At 65.8% G+C, this 15,841-nt stretch carries 14 protein-coding genes and 1 riboswitch; of the genes, 12 read left to right on the top strand and 2 right to left on the bottom strand.

Features of this window, described 5'->3' with window-relative positions; all coding sequences use genetic code 11:
- Positions 1–7 precede the first annotated feature (7 nt).
- The 6 genes from J2805_RS10865 to J2805_RS23920 all read left to right on the top strand — a co-directional run bounded on the left by J2805_RS10865 (position 8) and on the right by J2805_RS23920 (position 7,683).
- Positions 8–3,817, top strand: coding sequence for a multifunctional oxoglutarate decarboxylase/oxoglutarate dehydrogenase thiamine pyrophosphate-binding subunit/dihydrolipoyllysine-residue succinyltransferase subunit (locus J2805_RS10865; protein ID WP_309975970.1), 3,810 nt, complete (start codon positions 8–10; stop codon positions 3,815–3,817).
- Between the two features lie 176 nt (positions 3,818–3,993).
- Positions 3,994–4,593 (top strand): GDSL-type esterase/lipase family protein, encoded by a 600-nt coding sequence (locus J2805_RS10860; protein WP_309975968.1) that lies wholly within the window; start codon positions 3,994–3,996, stop codon positions 4,591–4,593.
- Positions 4,594–4,713: 120 nt separating this feature from the next.
- Entirely contained in the window at positions 4,714–5,994 is a 1,281-nt protein-coding gene (locus tag J2805_RS10855; RefSeq protein WP_309975966.1) for a serine hydrolase domain-containing protein, read from the top strand.
- 79 nt (positions 5,995–6,073) lie between these two features.
- The gene (locus J2805_RS10850) at positions 6,074–6,901 is read left to right on the top strand and encodes a DUF4097 family beta strand repeat-containing protein (protein ID WP_309975965.1); all 828 of its coding nucleotides are present in this window, start codon (positions 6,074–6,076) and stop codon (positions 6,899–6,901) included.
- Entirely contained in the window at positions 6,902–7,525 is a 624-nt protein-coding gene (locus J2805_RS10845) for a PadR family transcriptional regulator (RefSeq protein ID WP_309975963.1), read from the top strand.
- 83 nt (positions 7,526–7,608) lie between these two features.
- Positions 7,609–7,683 carry a 50S ribosomal protein bL37 gene (locus J2805_RS23920; RefSeq protein ID WP_369299106.1) on the top strand — a complete coding sequence of 25 codons (75 nt, stop codon included), beginning with the start codon at positions 7,609–7,611 and terminating at the stop codon, positions 7,681–7,683.
- A gap of 144 nt (positions 7,684–7,827) precedes the next feature.
- Here J2805_RS23920 and rsrA read toward each other — a convergent pair whose 3' ends face one another.
- The gene (gene rsrA, locus J2805_RS10840; RefSeq protein WP_028270137.1) at positions 7,828–8,088 is read right to left on the bottom strand and encodes a mycothiol system anti-sigma-R factor; all 261 of its coding nucleotides are present in this window, start codon (positions 8,086–8,088) and stop codon (positions 7,828–7,830) included.
- Entirely contained in the window at positions 8,085–9,023 is a 939-nt protein-coding gene (locus tag J2805_RS10835) for a sigma-70 family RNA polymerase sigma factor (RefSeq protein WP_396134298.1), read from the bottom strand. Before J2805_RS10835 ends, rsrA begins: the two co-directional genes overlap by 4 nt.
- Before the next feature lie 253 nt (positions 9,024–9,276).
- Here J2805_RS10835 and J2805_RS10830 point away from each other — a divergent pair, with 253 nt between their 5' ends.
- From J2805_RS10830 to J2805_RS10805, 6 genes are all read left to right on the top strand, one after another.
- Positions 9,277–9,825, top strand: coding sequence for a DoxX family protein (locus tag J2805_RS10830; RefSeq protein WP_309975958.1), 549 nt, complete (start codon positions 9,277–9,279; stop codon positions 9,823–9,825).
- A 6-nt stretch (positions 9,826–9,831) separates the two neighbouring features.
- Positions 9,832–11,214, top strand: a complete 1,383-nt coding sequence (gene aroA / locus J2805_RS10825; RefSeq protein WP_309975955.1) for a 3-phosphoshikimate 1-carboxyvinyltransferase — start codon at positions 9,832–9,834, stop codon at positions 11,212–11,214.
- Positions 11,204–12,319: a ribosome small subunit-dependent GTPase A gene (rsgA, locus tag J2805_RS10820; protein WP_309975953.1), complete on the top strand. Its 1,116-nt coding sequence runs from the start codon at positions 11,204–11,206 to the stop codon at positions 12,317–12,319. Before aroA ends, rsgA begins: the two co-directional genes overlap by 11 nt.
- Positions 12,320–12,426: 107 nt before the next feature.
- Entirely contained in the window at positions 12,427–13,239 is an 813-nt protein-coding gene (gene hisN, locus J2805_RS10815) for a histidinol-phosphatase (RefSeq protein WP_309975951.1), read from the top strand.
- A 191-nt stretch (positions 13,240–13,430) separates the two neighbouring features.
- A riboswitch (SAM riboswitch) is annotated at positions 13,431–13,544 on the top strand.
- 34 nt (positions 13,545–13,578) lie between these two features.
- Entirely contained in the window at positions 13,579–15,006 is a 1,428-nt protein-coding gene (locus J2805_RS10810; RefSeq protein ID WP_309975949.1) for an aminotransferase class V-fold PLP-dependent enzyme, read from the top strand.
- A 62-nt stretch (positions 15,007–15,068) separates the two neighbouring features.
- A complete protein-coding gene (locus tag J2805_RS10805; protein ID WP_309975947.1) occupies positions 15,069–15,833 on the top strand; it encodes a class I SAM-dependent methyltransferase in 765 nt (254 codons plus the stop codon).
- The last annotated feature ends 8 nt before the right edge of the window (positions 15,834–15,841 follow it).

The raw sequence follows: 15,841 nt of genomic DNA, 5'->3' as shown, positions 1-15,841 counted from the left end.
ATTTCAAGTGCCAGAGCAGCCTAGCCACCGTCTACCAGAGGAATTTGGCGGAAACGAGTGGCTCGTTGACGAACTGTACGAGCGTTACCAGCAGGACAAGAACACGGTGGATGCCAAGTGGTGGCCGCTGTTCGAGTCTTTCGACGCCGGTGACAGCTCGTCTTCCAACGGGACCTCGGGGGCACCGGCAGCCGCCGACCCCGCAACTCGCGAACTTCCAGTTGTAGCTCCGGCTGCGGCGGCACCGGCAGCGTCGCCGGCAGCCCCGGCAAAGCCGGCCGCTCCTGCCCAGCCCGCAGCTGCACAGCCGCAGGCGGCCCCGGCCAAGAAAGCTCCTGCCACGATTGCCCGCGACGGCGCAAAGAAGCCCGAATCCGCCGGCACGCCGCCCATCCCGGCACAGCTGCCCAAGAACATCAAGGCTCCCACCGCTCCGGAGGAGGACGTCGTCTCCGTCCTTCGCGGACCGGCGAAGGCCATTGCGTCCAACATGGTCACCAGCCTGGAAGTTCCGACGGCCACCAGCGTCCGGGCCATTCCTGCCAAGCTGCTGATCGACAACCGCGTGGTGATCAACTCCAACCTGGCCCGTGCCCGCGGCGGCAAGGTCTCCTTCACGCACCTGATCGGCTACGCGGTCATCCGCGCCCTCTCCCAGTTCCCCTCCATGAACGTCTACTACGACGAAGTGGACGGCAAGCCCGTTGCGGTCCAGCCGGCACACGTGAACTTCGGCATCGCCATCGACATGCCCAAGCCGGACGGCACCCGCCTGCTGATGGTGCCGAACATCAAGAAAGCGGAGACCCTCAACTTCTCCGAGTTCTGGCACACGTACGAGGACCTGATCAAGCGCGCCCGCAACGGCAAGCTGACGGCGGATGACCACTCCGGGACCACCGTGTCCCTCACCAACCCGGGCGGCATCGGCACCGTGCACTCCGTGCCCCGCCTCTCCAAGGGCCAGGCGGCCATCATTGGCGTCGGCGCACTGGATTACCCGGCCGAGTTCCAGGGTGCCAGCGAGAAGATCATCGCCCACAACGCCATCAGCAAGGTCCTTACGCTGACCTCCACCTACGACCACCGCGTCATCCAGGGTGCCGGCAGCGGCGAGTTCCTGAAGCTTGTGCACCAGCTCCTGCTCGGTGCGCAGAACTTCTACGACGAAATCTTCGAGTCCCTGCGCATCCCGTACGAGCCCGTGCGCTGGAGCCCGGACCTGCAGATCGACCCCGCCGACCAGATCAACAAGGTTGCCCGGATCCAGCAGCTGATCCACTCCTACCGCGTCCGCGGCCACCTGATGGCGGACACCGATCCGCTGGAATACGTCCAGCGCAAGCACCCCGACCTGGACGTCCTCACCTACGGCCTGACCCTCTGGGATCTTGACCGCGAATGGCCCACCGGCGGTTTCGGCGGCAAACCCCAGCTCGCTTTCCGCGACATCCTGGGCGTCCTCCGGGACGCGTACTGCCGCACCACCGGCATCGAGTACATGCACATCCAGGACCCGGTGGAGCGCAAGTGGTTCCAGGACCAGCTGGAGCACCCGTACTCCAAGCCGAGCCGCGAAGAGCAGCTGCGCATTGTGTCCAAGCTGAACGCGGCGGAAGCCTTCGAGACCTTCCTGCAGACCAAGTTCGTGGGCCAGAAGCGCTTCTCGCTGGAGGGCGGCGAATCGCTGATCCCGCTGCTGGACGCCATCATCTCCGATGCGGCTGACGACAACCTCGACGAAGTGGCGATCGGCATGGCCCACCGCGGCCGCCTGAACGTGCTCACCAACATCGCGGGCAAGACCTACGCCCAGGTGTTCCGCGAATTCGAAGGCACCCAGGACCCGCGCTCCGTGCAGGGCTCCGGCGACGTGAAGTACCACCTCGGCACCGAGGGCACCTTCACGTCGGACAACGGCAAGGAGACCAAGGTCTACCTCGCAGCCAACCCGTCACACCTTGAGGCCGTGGACTCCGTCCTCGAAGGCATTGTCCGCGCCAAGCAGGACCGCCTGGACCAGGGCGAGGCCTTCCCCGTGCTGCCCATCATGGTGCACGGCGACGCCGCCTTCGCAGGTCAGGGCGTGGTGGCGGAAACGCTCAACCTCTCCCAGCTGCGCGGCTACCGCACCGGCGGCACCATCCACGTGGTGGTCAACAACCAGGTCGGCTTCACCACCGCACCGTCCTCGTCCCGTTCCTCCACCTACTCCACGGACGTCGCCAAGATGATCCAGGCGCCGGTGTTCCACGTGAACGGCGACGACCCGGAGGCAGTGGTCCGTATCGGCCAGCTCGCCTACGAGTTCCGCCAGCGTTTCCACAAGGACGTTGTCATCGACATGGTGTGCTACCGCCGCCGCGGGCACAACGAGGGTGATGACCCCTCGATGACCCAGCCGCTGATGTACAACCTGATCGAAGCCAAGCGTTCGGTCCGTAAGCTGTACACCGAATCGCTGATCGGCCGCGGTGACATCACCGAGGAAGAAGCCGAGCAGCTGCTCCGCGACTACCAGGAGCGGCTGGAACGCGTTTTCGCCGAGACCCACGCGGCCCAGACCTCACCGATCCCGATTATCACTGCGGATTCCGCCGCCGTGTCGGACATCGAACGGCCCATCGCCCAGCAGTCCGACTTCGGCACCAACGCACCGGCCTCCACCGCGATCTCCGCCGAGACCCTGGCGCGCATCGGCAAGGCGCACGTCGAGATTCCCGAAGGCTTTACCGTCCACGCCAAGCTCAAGCAGCTCCTGGAAAAGCGGGAGCAGATGTCACGCGAAGGCGGCATCGACTGGGGCTTTGGCGAGATCGCAGCCTTTGGCTCCCTCATCATGGAAGGCGTCCCGGTCCGGCTCGCCGGCCAGGACTCCCGCCGCGGAACGTTCGTGCAGCGCCACGCCGTGTTCCACGACCGTGCGAACGGCAACGAGTGGCTTCCCCTCGGCAACCTCTCCGATAACCAGGCCAAGCTCTGGATCTACGACTCCCTGCTGTCCGAATACGCGGCCATGGGCTTCGAATACGGCTATTCCGTGGAGCGTCCGGATGCGCTGGTCCTGTGGGAAGCGCAGTTCGGTGACTTCGTCAACGGCGCGCAGACCATCATCGATGAGTTCATCTCCTCGGCCGAGCAGAAGTGGGGCCAGCGCTCCTCACTGGTGCTCATGCTGCCCCACGGCTACGAGGGCCAGGGCCCGGACCACTCGTCGGCACGGATCGAGCGCTTCCTGCAGATGTGCGCCGAAGAGAACATGATCGTGGCCAACCCCACGACGTCGGCCTCCCACTTCCACCTGCTGCGCCGCCAGGCGTACAGCCGGCCGCGGAAGCCGCTCATCATCTTCACGCCCAAGCAGCTGCTCCGCCTGAAGGCCGCAGCCTCTTCCGTGGAGGACTTCACCACAGGCACCTTCAAGCCCGTCATTGGCGAGCACGAGCTGCTGCAGGCGGATGCCGTCGAGCGTGTGCTGCTGGTCTCCGGCCGGCTGTACTACGATCTTCTGTCAACGCGGCAGAAGACCGGCGACAAGACCACCGCGATCATCCGTGTCGAGCAGCTTTACCCGCTGCCCGCCGCTGAAATCGCCGCCGAGCTCGCCAAGTACCCCAACGCCGAAGTGGTGTGGGCACAGGACGAACCCGCCAACCAGGGACCGTGGCCGTTCATGGGCCTGAACCTGCCCGAGGCACTGGACCGCCGGGTGAAGCTGGTATCCCGTCCGGCATCGGCCTCCACGGCCGCCGGTTCCATGAAGCGGCACGCCGCGGAGCAGGATACCCTCCTCAAGCAGGCGTTTGCACGAAAGTAGCTTGAACACTGCCCGGCCGGAGCTCGAAATTCACGACTCCGGCCGGGCAGTGCTGCTTAATGGAAGCGGCAGCGCTGATTGTTGGTCAAAGGCACCCCGGTCTGTCACCGGAGTTGGCCGGAAACCCGTATCCATGGAACGCTGAACTAATTGCATATTGAGGTAAAGAGGTAGTCGTGGAAGACAGGAAGCTGCGGATTGCGGCTGTTGGAGATGAACTGTTGGCCGGCCTGGGCGATCCCCGCGCGCTCGGCTGGCTGGGCCGCGTGCTGGCCCGCACTCCACAGGACGGCATCACCGTTGAGTGCTATCCCCTCCCCTGCCCGCAGGAAGGCACTGAAGGCCTGGCCGGCCGTTGGCTGGATGAGGCCGGACGCCGCTTCGGCAACAATCACGAAAACCGGCTCGTTATCGGATTGAGCGGACGGGATGTCGAGTTCGGCCTTTCCACCGCCCGCAGCCGGCTGAACCTCGCCAACATCCTGGATTCCGCGTCGCAGAACAAGATCGAGGTTTTTGTGGTGGGCCCGCCGCCGTCGCTCGATCCGGCGCAGAACCGCCGGCTGGGTGAACTGAACACGGCCTTCGCAGACGTCACCACACGGCGCAAGCATCTCTACGTGGACACTTTTTCACCCCTGCTTAACCACGAACAATGGCGGCAGGACCTCGCCGCCAACAGCGGCACACCAGGTCAGGCCGGCTACGGACTGATGGCCTGGCTGGTGCTGCACCGCGGCTGGTTCCAGTGGCTCCGCATCGCCGCCCCGGAGTGACACCAAATTTCTGCCACGGCGCCGGAAGCAATTGGCTGTACCGTTCCGGAAGTGCTTTACACTTAACTGCTGCCCGTGACCCAATGGCCCCATAACGCCGTCGACAGAAGGTTGTGGGTCATGGCCATACCCGGATATTACAAGGTCTCCAGCGCCCCGGCAGCACTGGCCCTGGCACTCATCCTTGCCCTGACGGGATGCAGTGCCGGACCGGCTCCTGCACCGTCCGGCACAGCGTCGGATTCGGCCTCGATTTCGCCGTACAGCACCGCGAGCGATGCCCCGTCGTCGGCCGACGGTGCGCTGCACCCCTTTGACCAGGCCGCACTTGAACAGGTCTTCAGCGAAACTGCGCGCGAACTGCGCGTCCCGGGCGCGGTGATGCTGCTGCGGACCCCCGGCGGTGACCTCACCCGAACCTATGGCACGCGAAGCGTGGGAGGTTCCGAGCAGGTCACTCCGGAAGACCACGTCCGGATCGGCTCCGTCACCAAGACCTGGACCGCCACGGTCATTCTGCAGCTGGTCCAGGAAGGCAGGATCAAGCTCGACGACGCAGTGGCGGACTACCGCCCCGATGTGCCCAACGGTGCCAACATCACGATCGAACAGCTGCTGACGATGCGCAGCGGTCTCTACAACTACACCGAGGCCCTGGAAGTCAACCAGATTCTCGACTCAGATCCCGGGAAGGCCTGGACAACCGACGAACTCCTCGCCGTTGCCTTCCGGCATCCGCCGTACTTCCCGCCCGGCGAGGGCTTCCATTATTCCAATACGAACACGGTACTGCTGGGCCTGATCGCGGAAGCCCTGGACGACAAACCCCTGGCCGAGGCCTTCAGCGACAGGCTGTTCACGCCTCTTGGCCTGACCGGATCCGTCTTTCCCGAGCAGGCGTCCAACGCTATTCCCGCGCCGCACCCGCAGGGGTATATGTTCGGGAACAACGTGCTGACCCTCGACGACCCGGCGCTGCCGGAGGATATGCAAAAGGCAGCGGCTGACGGGACACTCAAGCCCACGGACCAGACGGCCATGAACCCTTCGTGGGGGTGGGCCGCCGGTGCGGGAATATCGACGGCTGAGGACCTGGCCGTCTGGGCTGAGGCGCTCGGCGGCGGGAAGGTGCTGGGGCCGGACCTGCAGAAGCAGCGGCTGGACAGCCTGCGTCCGGTCAAGGCCGACGACCCGGGAGGCGCCCTCTACGGGCTGGGGATCGCGAAGTTCGGGCAGCTTTTCGGGCATACCGGTGAACTGCCCGGTTTCAACACCTTCGCCGGCTATGACCCCGGGTACAAGGTCACGCTGGTTGTCTGGACCAGCCTGGCCCCGACGCCGGACGGCCGGGACCCGGCCACCACCATCGCCCGCACCCTCATCGGAAAGCTGTACCGCTAACCGTCGTCGGTATTGCCTTTCGGTCAGACGCGATATATCGTGAAGCAATATTCACGATATATCGCAACCTGGAGGAACTGTGGACGACAATACCTGGACCGTCACCGGTCCGCAGACCATCGACGTCGACGGCGTCAGGTCACTCAAACTCGGCATCATCCGGGGCCGGTTCGATGTGGTCACCCATGCCGAGGAAGTCACGCGGATCGAAGTCTCCGAGGTCCACGGTGATCCGCTGAGCGTGACGTTGACCAACGGTCGCCTCGAGGTGCGCCACCAGCTTCACGGAGCCCAGGGCTGGTTCAAGAACCTCATGGAAACAGTCAGCAACAGCAGCACCAATACCGCGGTGATCAGCATTGCGCTACCCGCCGGAGTGGAAGTCGAAGCAGGCACCGTCAGCGGCGACGGCCTCGTCTCGGGGATCAGCGGGCACACGAAGCTGAACACCGTCTCGGGCTCCGTCATGGCGGACGGCACCGCCGGCGAGCTCCACGTCAACACCGTCAGCGGCGAAGTCATCGCCAGGAACCACGACGGCGTCCTCACCGCCAAGAGCGTCTCCGGCGAAGTCACCGCGTCCGGCCGCTTCACCAACATCCGCGCCAACACAGTCAGCGGCGACATGAGCTTCGACCTGCACGGCTTCACCCACGACTTCGGGGCGAATTCGGTGTCAGGTGACCTCACCGTCCGGCTGCCCCACGACGTCGGCGTGGACATCGTGGCCAAGTCCGCCAGCGGCGCAGTGGTCATAGATGACCGGAAGTACGTCCAGCCCGGCGGCAAGGTCCAAACCATCGCCGGCCCGGATACCCAGCTCATGCTGGTCCGCACCAACTCCGTGTCCGGAAAAACGTCCATCATCCACAGCCAGATGCCCCCGGAAGCAGAAACAGGGGTCTAGATGCCTCCCGTCTTCGCGCATGGCGCGCTACGCCTCTATCTCCTCTCCCTCCTGGAGTCCGGCCCCAAACATGGCTACGAACTCATCAAAGCGCTCAGCGAGCGGTTCGGGGGAACTTACTCCCCCAGCGCCGGGACCATCTACCCGCGGCTCGGCAAGCTGGAAGAAGAGGGCCTGGTGGCCACCGAGTCCGAGGGACGCCGCACCAACTACCGCATCACACCGGCCGGACTGGTGGAGCTCAACCGACGCCGGGACGAACTCGCCGGCGTCGAAAATGACATCTCCGCTTCGGTGCGCAGGCTCGCCGACAACCTGCGCGAGGACATCCGCGCCAACATGCGCGGACTCCGGGCCGACCTTGCCGCCACAGCCGAAGCAGCCAGGTCCTCGGCCCGTTCCGCCGGCATTCCGGACCGCGGGAGCCGGCATACCTCCGATAGTGACCGAACGCTGCGGGAAGCCGAAATGCTGCTCCAGGCTTTCAGGGACGGCCTCAGGGTGGAGCTTCGGGTTCGCGCCGGCTCCGCCCCCATCAGCGGCGTCACCTTGGAAACGATCCGAACGGTCCTGGATCAGGCGCGGATATCCATCCGCGAATCGCTCAAGGCCGACAGTCACTGAGCCTGACTCGGTTCGCGGGCCGTCGCGTGATGTGGGAGACTTGAGGGCAGCTCTTTTGAGTACCAAGATTAAGGAGGCCAGCTATGAGCAAGCGTGCACGTAAACGTCGTGACCGTAAGCGTGGCGGCGCGAACCACGGGAAGCGCCCCAACACCTAAGCTACGGTTTGGAACAGAGCTTTAAAGCGAAGGGCCCCGGAAACCACATGGTTTCCGGGGCCCTTCGCTGTAGATCCGGCCCGGCCGGCGGAGTCCAGCCGGGCCGGTACACCGGCGCAAAACCTTCCGGCCTGCGCGGGGAAGCTAAGCCTCCACAGGACGGATCGAGTGGATCCGATCCAGGATTGCGTTCTTCAGGTTCTCCGGGGCAGCCTCCGTACAGGACCGCTTGACCACCTTACGGATGACGCACTCGAGGTCGTACTCCTCAAGGCACTCCGGGCAGCCGTCCAAGTGGTCCTTGATCTCGGCGATGTCGCTGTGTGTCAACGCACCGTCCAGGTATTCGTAAATACGTTGCATCCGGGCGTCGTCGCAATCGCCCAGTCCCTGGCAGTCGCTCATTTCCTGTTCTCCTGTTTTGTGCTTTCGGCCGCTGCGCCGGAATCGGCTGCGGCTTTGAAACCCCGCTCTGCGGCATAGTCCGCGAGCATGTCCCGCAGCATTTTCCGGCCGCGGTGGAGCCGGGACATCACAGTGCCGATGGGGGTGTTCATGATGTCCGAGATTTCCTTGTAGGCGAACCCCTCCACGTCTGCAAAGTACACCGCCAGCCGGAATTCCTCCGGGATCGCCTGCAGGGCCCGTTTCACGTCAGAATCGGGGAGATGGTCCAGTGCTTCCGCTTCCGCGGAGCGCAGCCCTGTTGAGGTGTGCGACTCCGCACGCGCCAGCTGCCAGTCTTCGATCGTGTCCGAATTCGACTGCAGCGGTTCGCGCTGCCTCTTGCGGTAGAGGTTGATGTACGTGTTGGTGAGGATCCGGTAGAGCCACGCCTTGAGGTTTGTCCCGGGCTTGTACTGGTGGAACGCGGAGAAGGCCTTGGTGTACGCCTCCTGGACCAGGTCCTCGGCGTCGGCAGGATTGCGCGCCATCCTCATGGCAGCGGAATAGAGCTGGTCAACGTACTGCATGGCGTCGCGTTCGAAGCGCTGCCTGCGCTGCTCAGTGGTTTCGGACACGACGTCGACTTCGGCCTCCGCCTCGCCGGCCTCCACAGCGTCAGTCGCTGCAGCTTCAGCGTCCGCAGCTTCAGCCTCCGCAGCTTGCGGCCCGGAGTCAGGACGGACCGTAGCGTCCCGCGGGGACTTGCTCGTGGTCTTGGCGTCGTTACCGGCGGCCTCGTATATGGCCGCAACGGCCGGATCGATGGTGCTCATTGCCTTCAAGTCTACTGTGACGCGTGCGGCGGTTCCCGGCGGACCACCGCCGGCCTCGCCGTCGCGTCCGGAGAACTCCGGTGGGGCGAGGAGTTCCACGCTGTCCCTAACAAATGTCAAAGCTCCATCTCCGCTCTGTGTACTGTCGGCTTCCATGCTGCGGAAGCCGTGCCGACGCGCGCGCTGACAGCTTCAGCGTGGAAACCCGCCCGGCATCCGCAGGCGACCCGAGGCCGCGCCCATGCACGGCCCCTGACTCATGGGGACCTGCTTTTCACAACCACGTCCGGCAGGCAAATATTCCGCAAAAGTGCAAGACTAGAACCGGTTCCCCCGCAGAAGTTCAGCGGCTCGTCCACCCAGGAGGAAATTCATGTCCTTAGTCCGTTTTCTCGCCCGGCCCATGCTGGCCTCAAGTTTCGTTCTCGCCGGCCTGGACAAGCTAAAGAACGCGGATGACACTGCGACTCAGCTGTCCCCCCTGCTGCGCCGCGCGGCGGAGTCCCTCCCGTTCGCCACGAACGAAAAGGTCCTGGCACGGGTCATCGGCGGCACCCAGGTGGGTGCCGGCGTGCTTTTCGCCCTGGGGAAGTCAGCCCGGCTCGCTGCCTCCGTGCTCGCAGTCATTTCAGCGCTGAATGCCTTCGTCGAGTGGCGCAGCGCGGATATCACGTCGAAGGAAGGCCGCGACGCCCGTCGCACCCAGCTCCTGAAGAACGTCACGCTCACCGGCGGAGTCCTGCTGGCATCCGTGGACACCGCCGGCAGGCCCAGCCTGGCCTGGCGGGCCGAGCACCTGGCCGCTGATGCCCGCAAGGGTGCCAGCCACCTGACCGCAGATGTTCGGAAGACCACCGGCAAACAGCTCAAGAAGGCCGACAAGGCCGTCCGCAAAGCCGTGGACCACGCAGTGAAAGCATAGGCACGAATGACAGGCACCGCCCCCATCACCCCGGCAACGTCCGCTCCGGCAGACGGGGCCGCCCACTGGCCCGCACCCTTCGCCGAGGCACCCGTTGACGCGACGGTTACCGTCCCTGGCTCCAAGTCCCTGACGAACCGGTATCTGGTCCTTGCCGCCCTGGCCGACGGTCCGTCCCGCCTCCGTGCGCCACTGCATTCGCGCGACTCCGGGCTGATGATCCAGGCCCTGCGCCAGCTGGGAGCCGGCATCCGGGAAGTCCCGGGAGACGGATCGTTCGGGCCCGATCTTGAGATCACGCCGCTCAGCCCGGACGCCGCGGCGGCCGATACCGCCATCGACTGCGGACTTGCCGGAACCGTCATGCGCTTTGTTCCGCCCGTGGCTGCGCTCCGCAACGGTGCCACCGTTTTCGACGGCGATCCGCACGCCCGCAAGCGGCCCATGGGCACCATCATTGAGGCACTGGCTGCCCTCGGCGTGGAGGTCAGTGCAGGGGACGGAACCAAGCCGTCGTCCCTTCCCTTCACCGTGGACGGCACGGGTGAAGTCCGGGGCGGCCACCTCGTCATCGACGCGAGCGCATCGTCGCAGTTCGTCTCGGCGCTGCTCCTCGTGGGCGCCCGTTTCACTGAGGGCCTGCACCTGGAGCATGTGGGCAAGCCCGTCCCCAGCCTGGACCACATCAACATGACCGTGGCCGTCCTGCGGGAAGTCGGCGTGTCCGTCGACGATTCCGTCCCAAACCACTGGATTGTGGCGCCGGGCCCTATCCGTGCGTTCGACTGCCGGATTGAGCAGGACCTGTCCAACGCCGGCCCCTTCCTCGCCGCGGCGCTGGCAACCGGCGGCACGGTCCGCATTCCCAACTGGCCCGCGCCCACCACCCAGGTCGGCGATCTTTGGCGAAGCATCCTGACCAAGTTGGGCGCGACCGTCACGCTGGACAACGGGACGCTCACGGTCACCGGCGGGCCCGAAATCAAGGGTGCGGACTTCGCCGACACCAGTGAACTTGCGCCGACCGTCGCCGCACTCTGCGCGCTGGCCACCGGCCCCTCTCGGCTCAGTGGCATAGCCCACCTCCGCGGCCATGAGACAGACAGGCTTGCGGCCCTCGTCACCGAAATCAACCGCCTTGGCGGTGATGCCGAAGAAACCGCCGATGGTTTGGTGATCCGGCCCGTGAAACTCCATGGCGGCGTCGTCCACAGCTACGCTGACCACCGCATGGCCACGGCCGGCGCCATCCTTGGCCTTGCCGTCCAGGGCGTCGAAGTCGAAGATATTGGCACCACGTCCAAGACCATGCCGGACTTCCCGCAACTGTGGGAAGCCATGCTGACACCGCGGCCGGGCCAGCAGACGGAACAGGCCCGTGGGGCGTAGCACCGGTTCCTGGGACGAGTCCGATATCCGGATCCGGCCCAACAAGAAAGGGTCGCGTCCCCGGACCAAGGACCGTCCCAGCCACGACGACGCCGTGATCGGCCGCATCATCACCGTGGACCGCGGCCGCTACACGGCCGTGGTTGGCGAGGATACCGGGAACGAACGCACCGTCATCGCCGCGCGGGCCCGTGAACTGCGCCGTTCGCCGGTGGTAGCCGGTGATTTCGTGTCCCTCGTCGGCGATGTCTCCGGCGCGCCCGACACCCTCGCCAGGCTCGTGAAGATCCAGGACCGCCGCACCCTCCTGCGGCGCAGCGCCGATGACACCGACCCCATCGAGCGCGCGGTCGTCGCAAATGCGGACCAGCTCGTGGTTGTGGTTGCCGCCGCCAATCCCGAACCGCGCACCGGTTTCATTGACCGCGCCCTGGTAGCGGCCTACGACGCCGGGATCGAGCCGCTGCTGCTCGTCACCAAGGCGGACGTCAAGGATCCCACCGAACTCCTGTCCAACTACCGGCACCTGGACTTCCCCGTCATCATCAGCAAGACCGCCGATGCGGCCGCCTCGGGAATCGATGCCCGCTCCGATGACGGGCTCTCCGCCCGGCTCGACAGCGACGCCGTGGCGCAGCTGCGCGCCTACCTCGACGGCAAGGTGACAGTCATGCTGGGCCACTCCGGCGTGGGAAAGTCCACCATGGTCAACGCCCTCACCGGAGCCGAACGCGCAACCGGAGGCGTCAATGCCGTTACCGGGCGGGGACGGCACACATCATCGTCGGCCCTTGCCCTCCGGATCAGCGACGCGCCCACCGGAAGCTGGATTATCGACACACCCGGCATCCGGTCCTTCGGCCTCGCCCACGTGGACCCGGACCGGATCCTGCGGTCCTTCCCCGACCTGGAACCCGGCACGGATGCCTGTGAACGCGGATGCAAGCACGACGCCTCCGCCGTCAACTGCGGAGTGGACGCCTGGGTGTCCGAAGGCCATGCAGGGCCGTCCGGCGCAGCCCGGCTGGCCTCGCTGCGCCGCCTGCTCGGCACCGATCCCCGGATGGAAGCGCAGGAAGCCAAAGAACTCGGCATTGTTTCGTAGCGTTTTCGCGGCCTGCACCTCGGCCGCACCATGGCTCAGGGCCGCGTAAGCGCCGTGCAGGACGTGGCATCCCGGCCGGCCGGCCGCAGAGACGGTAGTTTGGAACCATGACCCAACCCGCTACGAGCTACAACGATGACCTGCGACTCGCCCATGTCCTGGCCGACTCTGTTGACTCCCAGACCATGAGCCGTTTCAAGGCGCTGGACCTTCAGATTGAAACCAAACCGGACCTGACGCCGGTAACGGATGCCGACAAGGCAGCTGAAGAATCCATCCGCGGACAGCTCTCGCGCTCCCGTCCGCGAGACGCCGTCCTGGGCGAAGAGTTCGGCAGTTCGGGGCATGGTTCCCGCCGCTGGATCATCGATCCGATCGATGGCACTAAGAACTTCGTCCGCGGTGTACCCGTCTGGGCCACCCTGATCGCGCTCGTCGATGAGGGCGAACCGGTGGTCGGCCTGGTCAGCGCGCCGGCATTGGGGAAGCGCTGGTGGGCCGCCAAGGGCGCCGGCGCCTACATGGGGCGGTCCCTTGCTGCTGCCACGCGCCTGAAAGTGTCGAACGTATCCGAGCTGTCGGACGCATCGCTCTCCTACTCAAGCCTGGGCGGCTGGAAGGAGCGCGGCAACCTGGACGAGTTCCTTGGCCTCACCGAGGAGGTGTGGCGGACCCGCGCTTACGGTGACTTCTGGTCCTACTGCATGGTGGCCGAGGGATCGGTGGACATCGCCTGCGAACCGGAACTGAACCTCTACGACATGGCTGCCCTGGTGCCGATTGTTACCGAAGCGGGCGGCCGCTTCACCTCACTGGAGGGAGTGGACGGCCCCTTCGGCGGCAACGCACTCGCCACCAACTCGATCCTCCACTCCGAAGTCCTTAAACGGCTCAACCCGGACCTCGACGACCTGTTCTGACAGGCGCATCGCACCGCTACCCGGTGCGGCGTTACCGGCAGACCGCAGAACAAACGACGGCGGACACCCTCCCAAAGGGGTGTCCGCCGTCGTTTATTCGGCCGAATCCCGTTCTTTCGGCGGGCGTAACAAAAGGCTTAATAATTGCCGCGGCTTTCCCGCGGAGCGGTGAATGTCCTAATCTCGAAACAGGTCACGAGTGCCAGCGCTAAACCCCGGTTTGCTGGCCGGCAACCCTCCATTCGCGGTGGGGTGCCCCGGGTGACGACCAGGCCGGTCCGGAACGGACCCGGCAAGCGCGGATCCCCGGAGTGAGGGGTCCTTTACAGTGAGGTCCCCATGACTACTGCCACGTTCCCCGCAAACCCCGGAACCGCGTCCGCCCCCGCCGCAGGCCTGCTGGACGAACGCTTTGCTGTTGCCAAGCGCCCGCTCTCGGCCGTCACAGGGGCGGAGATCCAGGCTCCGCTCATCCAGGGTGGCCACGTCCGCTACGCGAACCTGGACTATGGAGCGTCCGCTCCGGCCCTGTCCGTGGTGTCTGCCTACCTGAACGAAATCCTGCCGTACTACGCCAGCGTTCACCGCGGCGCCGGCTACGCATCGCAAATCAGCACCTCGGTGTACGAGAATGCCCGGAACATCGTCCGCGAATTCGTCGGCGGCAGGGCTGACGATTCCGTCATCTTCACCCGGAACACCACGGACTCCCTGAACCTGCTGGCCGGCTGCCTGCCGGTAGCCGACGGCCGCCACACCGGTGAGGTGCTGTACCTCGACATCGAACACCATGCCAACCTGCTCCCCTGGCAGGGAGTGCCGCACCGCAGCGTTGTTGCCTCTCCCACCCTGAGCGCCACACTGGAGAACCTGCGCGCCGAGCTCAGTCAGGGCGACGTCAGCCTCCTGGCAGTCACGGGGGCCTCCAACGTCACCGGCGAGATCCTCCCGATCCGGGAGCTGGCGGCGCTGGCCCACCGACACGGCGCAAGGATCGCTGTGGACGCAGCGCAGCTCGCTCCGCACCGCCGCATTGACATCGCAGCGGACGACGTCGATTACCTCGCTTTCTCGGGCCACAAGCTGTACGCGCCGTTCGGCTCGGGCGTCCTGGTGGGCCGGCCTGACTGGCTCGACGCCGGCACTCCCCACCTTGCCGGCGGCGGAGCCGTCCGTGAGGCGCGGCTGGATTCCGTCAGCTGGGCCACCGGACCGGCACGGCATGAAGGCGGGTCGCCCAACGTTCTCGGTGCAGCCACGCTGGCCCGTGCCACCCAGGTCATCGGGGCATTGGACCAGGAGCTGTGGCACGCCCACGAGACCGCCATCAGGTCCTTCCTGGTGGAAGGCCTGCGGAAGATCGACGGCGTCACCGTCCATCAGATCTTCAGCGACACCGACCAGGCGACAGACACCATCGGCGTGGTCAACTTCTCGGTCGAGGGCTACGACGCGGGCCTGGTGGCCGCCTACCTTTCCGCCGAACACGGTGTTGGCCTCCGTGATGGCCGGTTCTGCGCCCACCCGCTGCTCAAGCGCCTAGGACTCCCGTCCGGCTCGCTGCGTGCAAGCTTCGGCGTCGGGTCCAGGCTGGAGGATGCCCAGCGCCTGCTCGCCGGCATCGAGGAACTCCGCCGCACCGGCCTCGGCTGGGACTACGTGGTTGACGCGGGCCGGTGGGTGCCGGCCAACGACACGCGCACCTACCCGGACTGGGCACCCAACACCCCCGGCACCGCGGGTGCTGCGCCCTGCACCGACGACTAGGCCACTGCGCGTGCGGTAAATTCGAGGGGTAAGAAATCCAGCCTGCCCGAAGGAGACTGCACGTGGCACGGGGAGGCCCCAAACTGCACCACCAGCGCCGGTTCGAACTCGGCCAAAGCTTCCAGGACGGCGGGGAGCACTACGACCGTGTCCGCCCCGGCTATCCTGCCGATTCGGCGGACTGGCTGATCGGCAGCATAGCCGGAGTGGCCGCTGCCGCCGACGTCGGAGCCGGTACGGGCAAGTTCACCGCCTTGCTGGTGGAGCGCGGACTGGCTGTCTCGGCAGTGGACCCCTCGCCGGACATGCTGGCGCAACTGCGGCTCGCCCTTCCGGGAGTTCCCGCGACGGAGGGCACCGCAGAGGCTACCGGACTCGCGGACTGTGCGTTCGACGTCGTCAGCGTTGCCCAGGCGTGGCACTGGTGCGACCCGCGGCTGGCGAGCACGGAACTTTCCCGTATCCTCCGGCCCGGCGGCGTGCTGGGCCTGGTCTGGAACCAGCTGGATACGTCCGTCCCGTGGGTCCACCGGCTCTCCAGGATCATGCATGCCGGCGATGTGCACAAACCGGACTTCCGCCCTGCGATCGGGCCGGAGTTCACCGGGCTGGCGAGCCACCTGACACGCTGGGAAGATGCGGTAACCACCGAGGATATTGTCGAACTGGCCAAATCCCGCAGCTACTACCTGGCTGCCGGTGAGGGCACCAGGGCCAAAGTCCGGGGAAACCTGGACTGGTACCTCCACGAGCATCTGGCCCACGCGCGCGGGGACGTCATCGGACTCCCCTACCTCACCCAGACCTGGCGGGCATTCAAGGCATGAGTGCTGCA

It is taken from the genome of Arthrobacter oryzae, from assembly GCF_031454875.1.
GTDB classification, from domain to species: Bacteria; Actinomycetota; Actinomycetes; order Actinomycetales; family Micrococcaceae; genus Arthrobacter; species Arthrobacter oryzae_D.
Note: the sequence above shows the minus strand (reverse complement) of the source record. Positions and strands in the feature narration are given on the sequence as shown.